The organism is Rufibacter sp. DG15C, from assembly GCF_001577755.1.
In the GTDB taxonomy this organism is placed as follows: domain Bacteria; phylum Bacteroidota; class Bacteroidia; order Cytophagales; family Hymenobacteraceae; genus Nibribacter.
Genome location: NZ_CP010776.1, coordinates 624,470 through 638,670 on the forward strand (window position 1 = coordinate 624,470; position 14,201 = coordinate 638,670).

The window sequence follows — 14,201 nt, forward strand, 5'->3', positions numbered from 1 at the left end:
AAAAATGCATTTAAACTATCCCAACTGCGTTTTGCTCCTTTTTGTAGTAGTGGTGATGTAGTATCTTTAAGGAGGTGATGTAGTATTGATGTAGTCAAATGTTAGGTACCCGCGCTCCACTCTCCTACTTTTAACCATGCTTAACGCTACCATCTAAACTAACCTAACACATGAAGAAAAAGCTACTTTTTTTCCTCTTATTCCATTTAAGCTGGGTTGCCCTCGCGCAAACCACTGTAACGGGACGCGTCACCTCTGCGGTGGGCGGTGAACCACTGCCCGGCGTGAGCGTGGTGATCAAAGGAACCACTAATGGTACTTCTACAGACGCAGATGGCCGCTATCAAATTCAAGCGCCTGCGTCTAGCAGCACCCTCGTCTTCTCTTATATAGGATTCATTTCCAGAGAAGAAGCCTTAAACGGAAGAACTACTGTGAACATGTCCTTGCAAGAAGACGCCAGAGCTTTAGAAGAAGTAGTGGTGGTAGGATATGGCACCCAGTTAAGAAGAGAGGTGTCCACTGCCATTTCTTCCGTTTCTACAGAAGAAATTACCCAAACCCCGGTCACCCGCATTGAGCAAGCCTTGCAAGGCCGGGTAGCAGGCGTGCAGGCCACCAACATCTCTGGTCAGCCTGGTGATGCACCCACTATTAGAATCAGAGGGATTGGCTCTACTGGCAATTCAAACCCTATCTATATAGTAGATGGTTTTCCGGTGGGCGGCATTGACTACCTGAACCCCGGCGACATTGAAAAGATCGACATCTTAAAGGATGCGGCTTCGGCGGCCATTTATGGAGCCAGAGGCGGCAACGGGGTAGTGATCATTACCACCAAGCAAGGAAAGAGAGACGGCAAAATGACGGTTTCTTATGACGGCTATTATGGCGTGCAGAATCCTTGGAGAAAACTTGAACTGTTGAATGGCAGTGAATACGCCACCTTGATGAATGAAGGCGCCGCCAATGCAGGCCTTACTCCTCCGTTTGCAGACCCTAGCCAATACGGTGAAGGCACAGACTGGCAAGACGCCATTTTTGAAAAGAACGCTCCTATTCAGAATCATCAAGTGACCATAAATGGTGGATCAGATAAGTCGGGTTACTCAGCAGCCTTCTCTTATTTTGACCAAGACGGCATTGTGGGTGGCGACAAGTCCAACTTCCAGCGCTACACGGCCAGAATCAACGCAGACAATCAAGTAAAGAGCTTCTTAAAGATTGGCACCAACCTGGCCTACACACACATTAAGAGAAGATCTTTTGATGCGAATCAAGAGTTTGGTGGTATTCTGAGCAACGCCATCAACATGGACCCCTTGACCCCAGTGTTTGAGACAGACCCAGCTAAGTTGGCGCAGACCCAATACACCTTGAATCCGGTGGTAAGAGACGCCAACGGCAATGTGTTTGCCATTTCGCCGTACGCCTCACAGGAGATTGTGAACCCGTTGGCCCGTCTACAAGTGATGAACGGTTTGACCAACGTGGACAAGTTTGTAGGAAACGCCATGGCCGAACTGAAATTACTGGACGGCCTTACTTTCCATTCTACTTTGGGCATAGACCTAGCCTTTGTGGTGGGTAGCAATTACAATCCCATCTTTTACTTGAATGCCGCACAATTCAATCCAACGTCCTTGGTATCTAGAAACACAGACAGATACTACACATGGCAAGCTGAGAATTACTTTACCTATAAAAAAGGATTTGGTGAGCATAACCTAGAAGTGACCGGCGGTACTTCTGCCTTGAAAAGCCGCAGCGAAGGATTATTTGGTTCTAACACTGGCCTGGTAACCACAGACCCTTCCATGGCCTATCTTAACTTGGCAGTGAACGCTGGTACAGCAACTGCCTTAGGTGGAGCCGGTGAACGCGCTATTCTATCCTTCTTTGGTAGAGCTAATTACAATTACATGGGCAAGTACCTTTTCTCAGCTACGGTTAGAAGAGACGGTTCCTCCAGATTTGGTTCAAAAAACAGATTCGCCACGTTCCCTTCCTTCTCAGCGGGCTGGGTGCTATCAGACGAAGTCTTCTTCCCTAAAAACGACTTCCTGTCAATGGCCAAACTACGCGCCTCTTGGGGACAAAATGGAAACGAAGAAATTGGAGGCAATTATCCTTGGGCCGCTCAGATTGGCGTTGGCAGAGGCTACACTTTCTTGAACCCAGGTGCTAAAGGCTATACCAGCGGTGCGGCGGCAGTGGCCATTGCCAATCCAGAATTGGGCTGGGAAGCCTCAGAGCAAACCAACATTGGTTTAGACCTTACCTTCTTTAACAATGCTTTGAACTTCACCACTGACTACTACATCAAGACCACCAAAGGTCTTCTGGTTGTGGCCCCTATCTTGGGACACGTAGGTGAAAATCCTGGCCCCGTCAATGGTGGAACGGTTAAAAACCAAGGTTTGGAGATGGCCCTCTCCTATCAAGGCAATGCAGGTGAGTTTGGGTATAACTTGTCTCTAAACGGAACCTATAATAAGAATGAAGTTACCCAAATCAACAACGAAGAAGGAATTCTTGGCCAGGTAAACATTTCTACTTATGGCCCTGCCAACAGAACGGCAGTTGGTTTGCCAGTGGGTGCTTTCTATGGTTACAAGACGGCTGGTATCTTCCAAAACCAAGCACAGGTAAATGCACAAGAGCTTCAACCTGACGCGGTGCCGGGTGATGTGATTTTTGTAGATGTCAATAATGATGGCAAGTTTGACACCAATGACCGTACGTACCTGGGCAATCCTACCCCAAAGTTCACTACGGGCTTTAACATGGGTTTTGACTTCAAGAATTTTGACATCAGCGCCTTCTTCTATGGCGCTTTTGGCCACAAGATTTTCAACGGTACCCGCCGCTATGACCTAGTGTATTCTAATACGCAGTCAAGAGCTTTGAACCGTTGGACGGGAGAAGGAAGTACCAATGACTTCCCTAGATTCACCTTCAATGATGCCAATGGCAACTACAAGAACATCTCTGATTTGTATGTAGAAGACGGTGACTTTGTCCGCTTGAAAACGCTACAGTTAGGATACAACTTGCCAGGAAGTCTCTTAACCAGAATCCATATGGAGAAACTGCGGGTGTATGTATCTGCAGACAACCTGTTCACTTTGACAGACTACTCTGGCTTTGACCCTGAAATTGGAGCCCGTGGTGCCATTGACATAGGTATTGACAGAGGCGTGTATCCGCAGTCAAAAACATTCAGATTAGGTTTCAATGCCACTTTCTAAGAATGAACTCATGAAGAATATTCGTAAAAACACTTCCAAATATTTAGTTCTGGGCTTGCTAGCATTTGGCTCTGCCAGCTGTGACAGCTTCCTGGACCTAACCCCCATTGACAACAGAACCACTGATAACTTCTTTAAAACAGAGGCAGACGCCAGAGAGGCTTTGGTGGGTGTATATGACGTCCTGCAGTGGAACACCGTGAGAGGCTTCCACCCAACTCCAATGTTGCTGGACGTAGCTTCAGATGATGCTTACGCGGGCGGTGGTAACCGTACAGACATTGTGAACATCCAAGAGATGGATTTTCATAAAATCTTACCGAACAACCCAGAAGTGCAAGGTCTCTGGAAGAAGCATTACTTTGGGATTGCCCGCGCCAACACGCTCCTTCAGAAAATGGAAGGCCTGGAAGCTTCTGAGAACTTCAAGAAAGCAACCATTGCCGAGGCCAAGTTTTTAAGGGCTCATTTCTACCTGGACCTGGTGCGCTTCTTTGAGAACGTTCCCCTTATTTTGACGCCATTGGCACCCAGCGAGTACAATCAGCCACAGGCAAGCCCTAAGGCGGTGTATGACCAGATAGCTAAGGATCTAGAGGAAGCCATTGTTGACCTGCCTGCCACTACCTTGACAGTGAGCAAAGGAAAGGCTACTAAATGGGCGGCCAAAGCGCTTCTTGCCAGAACCTACATGTTTTACAAAGGCGTGTACGGTCAAGATTTGCAAGCTGGTAGTACTACGGTAAACGGTGCCAGAGCCTTGACGCATCTGCAGGACATTATCACCAACAGCGGCCATGACCTTATGCCTAACTATGGCGACGTCTTCAAAAGAGCCAGTGAATTTGGTATTGAGTCTGTTTGGGAGATTTCTTACTCAGATGAGAACCCATGGTGGGACTGGGGCTACATTCACGGCGGAGAGGGCAACATGCAACCACAAATGCAGGGACCACGCATCAAGAACCCAGCCACTGAGAGCTATGTAGCCGGCTGGAGCGCTGCCACCCCAACGCAGGAGCTGTTTGATGCATTTGGCGCCAATGACCCAAGACGCGATGCCACCATTTTGGTAGAAACCGAATTGGCTGGGGGTAAAGCCAACCTCAACATTGGCTACCAGCACACTGGATATTTCAGTCAGAAGTATTCTACCTCTAAAGAATATGCGCCTGCCGCTGGACAACCAGAATTAAACTGGGGCAATAACTACCGTGCCATCAGATATGCAGACGTGTTGCTGATGGCGGCAGAATTAGCCCTAACCAACGGCGGTAACGCAGAAACCTTCTTAACCAAGGTAAGAGCGCGTGTAGGGTTGGCCCCAGTGCCTGCTACCTTGGACAACATCAAGAAAGAGAGACGCTTAGAACTGGCCTTAGAAGGTCACCGCTATTGGGACTTGCTACGCTGGAACGCGGCGGGCCAAGAAATTCCAACCACGCAGGTTGGTTCTATGTATGTGGGTGACAACAGCGATTTTGTCATCACTTACAATGCCGCCAGAAAAGGCTTCTTCCCTATTCCGCAGAGCGAGATTGACTTATCTGGTGGTACGCTTAAGCCAAACGCAGGCTATTAATACATGTATTTAAAGACAGAAAATATGAAAAGGTATTTATCTTATCTGGCAACCCTGTTGCTAATGACCTTTGTCTGGAGCGGCTGCGAGGTAGACGATCCAGAGTTGGCAGAGGCTCCCTCTTCAGAGATGGTGTCGTTCACCACGGCTCCTACTGCGGCCAACGCCAACATCATTAACTTTGAATCCACTTCACCAGGCTTTAAAGCGGTGTGGGACTTTGGGGATGGCGCCACCGGCGAGGGTACCAAAGTATCGCACGCCTATCCTGTTAAAGGAAATTATCCGGTAAAGCTCACCATCTATACCGCGGGCGGCTCTGCCTCCAGCACCAAAACGGTGGTTATTGCCAACACCAACCCTACCATGCTGAACCGTGAAGACTACAACTTCTTGACGGGAGGTGTGAACCAACTAGAAGGCAAGACCTGGGTGATTGACAAAAACGCCAGTGGCCACCTGGGCATTGGTCCAATTGGGGGCACTACGCCAGAATGGTACACCGCGGCACCCAATGAGAAAGCCAGCGAAGGGTACTATGATGACGAGATGACCTTTGTATTGGGCAACACCTTGTCTTATACCTATAAAAACAACGGCACTACCTTTTCCAATGGTGACAATGCCCCTGGCATTGGAGGTACCAAAGGCGCTGACCAAACGGTTAACTATACCCCGCCTACCAACCTTACCTGGAGTATTTCTGAAGAAGGCGACAAGAAATTCCTGATCATCTCCAACGGTGGGTTCATTGGCTACTACACCGGCGTTTCAAAGTATGAGATTCTTTCCCTCACTGAGAACGAAATGTACCTGCGCAGCGGTAGTGCCGCCGTGGCAGAACACGCCTGGTACCAGAAACTGGTGCGCAAAGGCTATGCACCGCCTAAACCGGTAAAGGAATACAAAGAAGTAGACGTAGCCGACAATTTTGACACCCCGGGTACCTTCACCTGGAAGTTTGAGAACATCGGGTTCAACGAGTCCTTTGACAACCCAGCCCAATTGCCTTCTAACCCTTCTGACAAAGTAGGCAGGTATGTGAGACAGGCAGGTCAGGCCAATGAGTTCGGGAATGCATCTATTCAGTTCACCCATAACCTAGACCTTACCAAACGCCACGTCTTCAAAGTGAAGGTATTCTTGCCTAGCTACAATGACTACACCACCATGGGTGGCGCCGAGGACTGGTCACCAGTGAAAACCTTGCAAAAACAACTGTCTGTGAAACTGCAGAACTCTGAGCTGGGCGGCAACGCCTGGACCACGCAGGCCGAGGTGGTACAGCAGGTAACCCAGATGGACCAATGGGTGGAGTTGACGTTTGACTTTGGGGCGCATGCCACCAGAAAAGACTTTGACAAAATAGTGGTTCAGTTTGGCGGCGAAGCCCACTTTAACCCGGGTATTTTCTACCTGGATGATTTCCGGTTGATGCCGTAAAACGCTTTTTGACTTTCTGTAGGCCAGAGGCATCCGTTTCTGGCCTACTTTTTCTAAAACAGCCCAAAAATGCAAAAATTAAAATATCTGACCCTGTGCCTGAGCCTCTTATGGAGCTTGGGTGCAAAGGCGCAGAATACCACTTTCAATGAGCTTGTCTGGAGCGATGAGTTTGAGGGAGAAGGTGCCGTTAACCCCGCTTGGTGGAGCTACGACCTTGGCACCGGAGACAACGGCTGGGGAAACCGCGAGCTGCAGTCTTATACCAACCAACTGGCCAATGTGCGCCAGTCAGGGGGCAAGCTGGTGATTGAAGCCATCAAGCAGAACGGCAACTGGACCTCAGGACGCGTTAAGACTCAGGGCAAATTCAAGTTTACCTATGGCCGCGTGGAATGGAAAGCCAAACTAGCCCCGGGCGTAGGTACTTGGCCTGCCCTCTGGATGTTAGGCGAGGCCGTGACCACCAAAGGCTGGCCTGCCTGCGGCGAGATTGACGTGATGGAGTACATAGACCGCTTGCCCGGCAAGGTGCAGGCCGCCTTGCACACGCCGTCCAGTTTTGGCAACACTCAGAACATAGGCTCTACGCAAATCCCAGACGCTACCACTACCTATCATATCTACGCCGCTGAATGGTCCCCAACTGAGATTAAGTTTTTCGTGGACAACACCCTGTATTATACCTATGCACCGGCGGTGAGAGATGCCAGAACCTGGCCGTTCACTGAGGACCAGTTCCTGATCATGAACATTGCCGTGGGCGGTAACATGGGCAGTGAACCAAGCTTGGAAACCAACGGCCAGAAGAACGGCGTGGACCCCAATCTTACCAGCACCCGCATGGAGATTGAGTATGTACGGGTCTACCAAACCTTCAAAGAACTTGCCCTAACGGGTCCAACTTTGGTGAAGCCATCGGCGCAGAACGTCACCTACAAGGCTAGTCAGCTAGCCAACGCCACTTATGTTTGGACGCTGCCCGAAGGCGCTACCATCGTTAGCGGACAGAACACGTCAGAGGTGGTGATTAACTGGGGCCGGAAAGCAGGAACGGTTCAGGTGCAAATGCAGCACAACGGCCAGACCTATACCAAGACCCTGGAGGTAAAGACGAAGCTGGTGCCCTCGGGGAGTTCCTTCCTGATTGAAGGTTTCTCTCCCATTCCCTCGTCTTTGTTAAAAACGTCTGGGGGAACGTTCCAGTTAAGCCAGGCCATAGACGCCCTCCGGATTAATTACACCATCACTACTCCCAACAACCTGCCAGCGGTGGTGTATGAACTAGAATCCCCGCTGGACATGACCGACTATCCGGTGCTGGCGGCCTCCATCAAGACGCTCAACAAAAGCAAGGCTGTTTCTTTACGCATAGACCTACTAGATGCCACCGGTAAAATTACCGGTGGCAATCAAGTTTTTACGCTATCTCCCATCATTGATGACGGCGAATACTATACCTACCATTTCAACTATGCCAGTGCCTTTGGCACCGGTACTGGGCAGGTAGATCCTGCCACCATTAGCAAAATCAGAGTTCTGATTAATTATGGGTTGTTTGGCTCACCGGGACAAGACTCTTTGTGGATAGATAGTTTCAGCGTATTACCAAACTTGCCCACTACTCCTAACAGGGCTTCCCACGCCGTTGCGGCTGCGGCGGCTTCTGGCGTTACCTTGACCTGGCAAGACAATGCCTCCAATGAGCAAAATTTTAAGATTTTCAGAGGCACCCAAAGCCACGGCACCTACCAGGAGATTGGCTCTGTAGCCGCCAACACCAAAACGTTTACAGACCCGGCCGGCACCAGGGAGAGCTTTTACAAAATTCAGGCGGCCAATGCAGCGGGCATGGCTGGCTTTTCTAACATAGCATCGGTAGCTGGGGTCATCAGTGGTTTGCCTAATGATGAGGTACTGGCCCGGCAAATGCAAATCTTCCCAAATCCGGCAAAGTCCAAGTTTTCCCTTTCTTACCCTGCTGGCACCAAGATCACGTCTATTCGGCTTTTCACGTTGAATGGCCAAGAGGTTCCTGCGTTGATTTCTTTTCAGGTGGCAGGGAAACCTACCGCTGAAGTGAAACCGGCCACGCACCTCCCTGACGGCGTGTATCTGTGCCAGATCCAAACCGAGAAAGCGATGCTCTTTAAACGGCTTCTTATCCAGAAATAACTCCTACCCCTCCCTGTTTATGACCTTTTCTGGCTACTCTAAGCCAGAGAACAGGGATGGTACAACCTTTCATTGACCAAATTTCCATCTCATGAAAAGATTTTCCGCATCGTGCCTGCTCCTTTTCCTTACCATCTTTTCCTTTACTTCCTTCACGCCAGCCCCCCAGAAAGCGCCCATTGAAAAGCGCATTGAAGACCTGCTGGCTAAAATGACCCTGGAAGAAAAAGTAGGCCAGCTCAATTTTGTAGTAGGCGAGCTCTTCAACACCGGCCCCACCGTTCGCACCACCGAGTCCAACAAGTTTGACGAGGCCATCAAGAAAGGCCAGATCACGGGCATGTTCAACATCCACGGTGCCGCCTACATAGGCAAGCTGCAGCGCCTGGCGGTGAAAGAGTCAAGATTAGGTATTCCATTGTTGATTGGCGCCGACATCATCCATGGCTTTAAAACCGTGTTCCCTATTCCCCTAGGCGAATCTGCCAGCTGGGACTTGGCCGCTATTGAGAACGGGGCTAGAGTGGCCGCGATTGAATCCACGGCCGGGGGCATCAACCTGACTTTTGCACCCATGGTGGATATTACGCGTGACTCCCGCTGGGGCCGCACCGCCGAGGGCGCTGGCGAAGACCCGTACCTGGGTTCTTTGATTGCCGCCGCCCGCGTGAAAGGCTTTCAGGGCAAGGATCTGGCTGACCCGCGCACCATGGCCGCCTGCGTCAAGCACTTCGTGGCTTACGGTGCCGCCGAAGCCGGACGCGACTACAACACCACTGACATGTCTGAGTATGTTTTGCGCGACGTGTACTTGCCTCCTTTTAAGGCCGCTTTGGACGCTGGTTCCGCTACCATCATGTCGGCGTTTAATGAGTTGAACGGGGTGCCTGCCACGGGTAATATGTTCACCATGGACCAGATCCTGAGAAAAGAATGGGGCTTTAAAGGTGCAGTCATCTCTGACTGGCAGAACATAACTGAGATGGTCAACCACGGCTATTCCAAAGACCACGCCCAAGCCGCTGAGCAAGCCTTGAGAGCCGGCACCGACGTAGACATGATGGGCGAAGCCTATCTGAAATACGTCCCTGAATTAGTGAGAAGCGGCAAGCTGGACCAGAAGATTCTGGATGAGTCGGTGCGCCGGGTGCTTTGGCTTAAGTTCAAGTTGGGCTTGTTTGACAACCCCTACCTGTACTCAGACGTGAAGCGCGAAAAGAAAGAGATACGGTCTAAAGAAAACCTGGCCGCGGCCTTTGACATGGCCCGCAAGTCTATGGTCTTGTTAAAAAACCAAGGCAACGTTCTGCCTTTGACGGTCAGCATTAAAAGGATAGCCGTGATTGGACCACTAGGCAACAACAAAGCAGACATGAACGGCACCTGGTCCTTCTTCGGGGAGGAGCAGCACGCGGTAAGCTTCCTGGAGGGCATTAAGAAATACGCGAAAGGCGCTGAGGTGACTTTTGCCGAGGGCTGTGACCTGTACACCAATTCCACAGACAAATTCGCCGCCGCCGTAGCTGCCGCCCGCAACGCAGATGTGGTGATTATGGCCCTTGGCGAAAGCGCCGTCATGAATGGTGAAGGTGCCTCTAGAGCTGACATCGGTTTGCCTGGTGTACAACTGGACTTGGTGAAAGAGATTCATAAAACCGGGAAACCAATTGTGGCGCTGGTGAGCAGTGGCCGCGCCTTGGAATTGTCTTGGCTGGACCAGAACATCCCTACCATTATGGCCACTTGGTCACTAGGGTCTGAGGCCGGCAATGCCGTGGCCAGCGTCTTGTTTGGAGAATACAACCCCGCCGGAAAGCTGCCTATCTCTTTTCCGCGCCACGTAGGCCAGATGCCTTTGTATTATAACATCAAAAACACCGGCCGCATGTATGAGGGCACCCACTCAGAGCCGGGCAGTGAGCGCGTATATCGGTCCCGCTACCGCGATGTGCCCAACACCGCCCTGTATCCCTTCGGCTTCGGCTTAAGCTACACCACCTTTGCCTATGGCCAGCCCAAGTTGAACAAGAGCAGCATTGCCGGCAATGAGAACCTGGTCTTGACCGTAGAGGTCACCAACACCGGCAAATACGCAGGTGAAGAGGTGGTCCAGCTCTACATTCAGGACTTGGTGGGCAGCACCGCCCGTCCTATCAAGCAACTCAAGAAGTTCCAGAAGCTGTCCTTTGCGCCCGGCGAGAAGAAGACCGTGACGTTCACCCTGAACACCACAGACCTTTCCTTCTGGCGCCAAGACATGACGTTTGGCGCTGAGCCTGGCGACTTCAAAATAATGGTAGGAGGCAACTCCAGAGACGTGCAGACCTTGCCGTTCACTTTGACCTCTACCTCCATCTAATTTCTTTCATGTAGAGTCGTTTTTGGCCTAATTCCCCGAAAACAACCAAAAAACGCCAGCTACTTTAGCTGGCGTTTTTTTATTTAATACTTCTGTCGTGAGACCAACTTTCTGTTTACCCAATCGGTCAGTTAGCAATTTAAACTACAATATCTGGTTGCGAAGGTCAGGGGTGCTTCTTCTTTAAGGAAGTATGCAAGCGGCGTTTTCGGGATAATTTCTAGAAAACAGGCCAAAAACGGATTTTAAATTTATAGAGCGAAAGGCGGGGCTTGGTCCGGTTTCCAGACGGTTTGGGCCAGCTCGTTCAGGGCCAGGCGGGCATTCCGGAAGCCCTCGGCCAGCTGGGTGTAGACGTCGGCCAGTTCCAGTTCATAGGCCAGTTTGTGGGTGGCGGCCTCTTTAAAGCTGGAGCGCCCTATAGAGTCATAGAAAGACGGGTCTGGGGCCCCGCGCTGCCGGCGGCGCTCAATCCAGGCCTGGAACATTCCGGAGAGAAACAGCGCATAGTTGCCAATGTGCACCCGTATCAGAAAGGCCTCGGCGGCCGAGGCGTTGGTCAAAGCATCCAGCATGTCCACGATGTACTGGAACCGGTGCGGCAGTTTCTCATGTGGCGAGTGCATGCGCTGCGTGGAGGAGAACTGCCAGAGCAAAGAGGCAATGTAATCGGCTAGCTCACGGTCTTCAATGCCTTGGCGGCGCAGCACGGTGCGGGCCAGCACATAAAAGTACAGTTGCTGGGACACGCTTACCTGCCCGGCCTGTGAAAGCAGGGCTTTGGGCAGCGCGGCATGGTCCAGCATCTCGTCGCGGCACTCCGGGTCGCTGAGCAGTTCAACCAGGCTTATATGTTTGGCGCCCTGTTTTGACAGGATGCGGGCAATGAAATCAAAGTCTTCGGCGGTGAATTGGGCCCGGCAATTGGCTAATACCATGGGTCACGCTCCTTTCCAAAATAAGGTGGATTTTCTATGGGTGATTGAACTCTGAAAAGACAGGAAAGCCTTCTCAGCTTCTAACCCTAAAACGAAGTAGCATTTTGGAATGTTGTCACCGCTTTGTCCGTGATTAGGCGTTTTTGGTTTGTTTCCTGGAAAACAGGCCAAAAACGAAAGTCCCCGCCGGTTCTGCACCTACGGGGACTTTCAAAAAATATCAGTTTGCCATTCTAGCCGATGGCCTGCTCCAAATCTGCTACAAGGTCTTCTACGTCCTCAATGCCCACGCTCAAGCGAATGAGTGAATCTGACAGCCCGCCTTTCAAGCGCTCTACCTGCGGAATGCTGGCGTGCGTCATGGTGGCCGGGTGCCCGCAAAGGGACTCAACCCCGCCCAGAGACTCGGCTAAGGCGAAATACTTCAGTTTCTCCAGTACCTGAATGGCATCTTCCTGGCGGTCACCTTTCAACACAAAGGAAATCATGCCGCCAAAATCACGCATCTGGTCACGGGCAATCTGGTGGTTGGGGTGGCTCTCAAAGCCTGGCCAGAACACCTTCTCCACTTTAGGGTGCTGGCGCAGGTACTCGGCAATCACTTTCCCGTTCTCACAGTGGCGCTGCATACGTATGTGCAGGGTCTTGATGCCACGCAACACCAGGAAGCAGTCCTGTGGACCAGGAGTTCCACCGCAGGCGTTCTGGAAGAAGGCCAATTGCTCAGCTAAGGCATCATCCTTCACCACAATGGCGCCCATCACCACATCTGAGTGACCGGCCATGTATTTAGTCAAAGAGTGCATGACAATGTCAGCGCCCAAGTCAAGCGGCGTTTGCAGATATGGTGTTGAGAAGGTGTTGTCCACTACCAGCGTGAGGTTGTGCTTCTTGCTGATGGCGGCGGCACCTTTGATGTCAATGATGTTCAGGAGCGGGTTGGTGGGCGTCTCTACCCAGATCATCTTGGTGTTCTCTGTGATGTGCTGTTCAATGCTCTGGATGTCGGCCATGGACACGAAGGTGAACTTGATGCCGTAGTTCTGGTACACCTTGGTGAAGATGCGGTAGGTGCCGCCGTACAGGTCATTGGTAGAGATCACTTCATCGCCAGGCTTTAACAGTTTGATGATGCAGTCAGTGGCGGCCATACCAGACGCGAAGCATAAGCCATGGTTACCGTTCTCCAGCGCGGCCAGGGCATTTTGCAAGGCCGTGCGGGTGGGGTTGTGCGTGCGCGAGTACTCGTAGCCTTTGTGGTCGCCGGGCGAGCGTTGCACATAGGTAGAGGTCTGGTAAATGGGCGTCATGATGGCGCCGGTGGTAGGGTCTGGCTCTACCCCTGCGTGTATGGTTTTGGTTCCGAATTTCATAGAGTCTTATACGGTAGTACAGGTGCAAGTTAGAGAAATTGACTTCAAGTTGCCAACCCCACCCTATTCAGCCATTCTATCCGTTTTACCGTAGTTCTGGTAAATTACCCGATATTGGGGATCCCGACGCCTATGTGGAAGAAACTGCTGCAACAAAATTCTGGAACGCTCCTGTACTCGCTATTATTGGTGGTGGTGCCCGTGGTGGCCAGTTCTGGACTGGCGTTCTGGCTCTATAAAAACCAGGAACTACTCCAAAACCTTTCTTTGGGTGGCATGGTCCTGTACTTTGTGGTGGTGTCCCTGACCATGGCCTTCGCGCTCACGCCCACCACCTTTGTGGCCCTGGCGACGGGCTTTCTGTTTGGCTGGGTCTCTTTTCCGGGGGTGGTGGTTTCTTATGGGATAGCCGCCTTGATTGGCTACACTGTGGCACGGTTCATTGACCATGGCAAGATGACGGCATTTCTGCACCAGTTCCCCAAAGCCGAAGGCGTGATTAATGAGCTGCGTGAGCAAAGCTGGAGTCTGATTATCCTGACCCGTATCTCGCCGGTGCTGCCCTTCGCGTTCATGACCTTTGTCTTGTCCTTGGTGCAAGTGCCTAGAACCCGGTTTCTTTTGGCGAGCATGGCAGGCATGCTACCGCGCACCTTGTTCTTCTTTTGGGTGGGCACACAGGCGCAGGATTTGCTGGCCTTGCTGCAAGACCCAAATGCGGGTACTAGCGGCAAGCTGTTGATGGGCGCTTTGGTGATCATCTCTTTGGGAGGTATCTATGTATTACTTAACCGCGCCATTAAAAAGGCGCTGGCCAAGAAAAACAGGCCCGTAGCTGCGTCAGGAATCGAACCAGAATCCCTTGACTTTCAGCCTAAACGAAACAATCAGTAGATTTTTCTGGAAAATCTTTGAGCAGAACTTGCGTATAAAGGGGCAACCTACTACCTTTGCATCACTAAATAACTGGTCACGTAGCTCAACTGGATAGAGCATCTGACTACGAATCAGAAGGTTTGGGGTTCGACTCCCTACGCGACCACAGTTATCTTCAAAAGCCCTTTAGAGAAATCTGAAGGG

General features: G+C 51.2%; 8 protein-coding genes and 1 tRNA gene. 7 read left to right on the top strand and 2 right to left on the bottom strand.

Features of this window, described 5'->3' with window-relative positions; genetic code table 11:
* The first annotated feature begins 170 nt into the window (after positions 1 to 170).
* From TH61_RS02730 to bglX, 5 genes are all read left to right on the top strand, one after another.
* The gene (locus TH61_RS02730) at positions 171 to 3,251 is read left to right on the top strand and encodes a TonB-dependent receptor (RefSeq protein WP_066505565.1); all 3,081 of its coding nucleotides are present in this window, start codon (positions 171 to 173) and stop codon (positions 3,249 to 3,251) included.
* 10 nt (positions 3,252 to 3,261) lie between these two features.
* Positions 3,262 to 4,833, top strand: a complete 1,572-nt coding sequence (locus TH61_RS02735; RefSeq protein ID WP_197464086.1) for a RagB/SusD family nutrient uptake outer membrane protein — start codon at positions 3,262 to 3,264, stop codon at positions 4,831 to 4,833.
* A gap of 24 nt (positions 4,834 to 4,857) precedes the next feature.
* Entirely contained in the window at positions 4,858 to 6,276 is a 1,419-nt protein-coding gene (locus TH61_RS02740) for a PKD domain-containing protein (protein WP_071887763.1), read from the top strand.
* A 69-nt stretch (positions 6,277 to 6,345) separates the two neighbouring features.
* Entirely contained in the window at positions 6,346 to 8,451 is a 2,106-nt protein-coding gene (locus TH61_RS02745) for a family 16 glycosylhydrolase (RefSeq protein ID WP_066505575.1), read from the top strand.
* Positions 8,452 to 8,542: 91 nt separating this feature from the next.
* Positions 8,543 to 10,810, top strand: coding sequence for a beta-glucosidase BglX (gene bglX / locus TH61_RS02750; RefSeq protein ID WP_066505576.1), 2,268 nt, complete (start codon positions 8,543 to 8,545; stop codon positions 10,808 to 10,810).
* Between the two features lie 251 nt (positions 10,811 to 11,061).
* Here bglX and TH61_RS02755 read toward each other — a convergent pair whose 3' ends face one another.
* Together TH61_RS02755 and TH61_RS02760 are read right to left on the bottom strand one after the other, a co-directional pair.
* Entirely contained in the window at positions 11,062 to 11,748 is a 687-nt protein-coding gene (locus TH61_RS02755; RefSeq protein WP_066505586.1) for a hypothetical protein, read from the bottom strand.
* 233 nt (positions 11,749 to 11,981) lie between these two features.
* Entirely contained in the window at positions 11,982 to 13,121 is a 1,140-nt protein-coding gene (locus tag TH61_RS02760) for a cystathionine gamma-synthase (protein WP_066505588.1), read from the bottom strand.
* A gap of 132 nt (positions 13,122 to 13,253) precedes the next feature.
* On the opposite strand from TH61_RS02760, the gene TH61_RS02765 reads away from it, so the two are divergent.
* Together TH61_RS02765 and TH61_RS02770 are read left to right on the top strand one after the other, a co-directional pair.
* Positions 13,254 to 14,015: a TVP38/TMEM64 family protein gene (locus tag TH61_RS02765; RefSeq protein WP_071887764.1), complete on the top strand. Its 762-nt coding sequence runs from the start codon at positions 13,254 to 13,256 to the stop codon at positions 14,013 to 14,015.
* 74 nt (positions 14,016 to 14,089) lie between these two features.
* Positions 14,090 to 14,163 (top strand) — tRNA-Arg (locus TH61_RS02770).
* Positions 14,164 to 14,201 lie beyond the last annotated feature (38 nt).

Excerpts from the sequence above, each read along its gene's own strand:
- TH61_RS02755 (WP_066505586.1), bottom strand. The coding sequence starts at position 11,748 with ATGGTATTAGCCAATTGCCGGGCCCAATTCACCGCCGAAGACTTTGAT.
- TH61_RS02760 (WP_066505588.1), bottom strand. The coding sequence starts at position 13,121 with ATGAAATTCGGAACCAAAACCATACACGCAGGGGTAGAGCCAGACCCT.
- TH61_RS02735 (WP_197464086.1), top strand. The coding sequence starts at position 3,262 with ATGAAGAATATTCGTAAAAACACTTCCAAATATTTAGTTCTGGGCTTG.
- TH61_RS02765 (WP_071887764.1), top strand. The coding sequence starts at position 13,254 with ATGTGGAAGAAACTGCTGCAACAAAATTCTGGAACGCTCCTGTACTCG.
- TH61_RS02740 (WP_071887763.1), top strand. The coding sequence starts at position 4,858 with ATGAAAAGGTATTTATCTTATCTGGCAACCCTGTTGCTAATGACCTTT.
- TH61_RS02745 (WP_066505575.1), top strand. The coding sequence starts at position 6,346 with ATGCAAAAATTAAAATATCTGACCCTGTGCCTGAGCCTCTTATGGAGC.
- TH61_RS02730 (WP_066505565.1), top strand. The coding sequence starts at position 171 with ATGAAGAAAAAGCTACTTTTTTTCCTCTTATTCCATTTAAGCTGGGTT.
- bglX (WP_066505576.1), top strand. The coding sequence starts at position 8,543 with ATGAAAAGATTTTCCGCATCGTGCCTGCTCCTTTTCCTTACCATCTTT.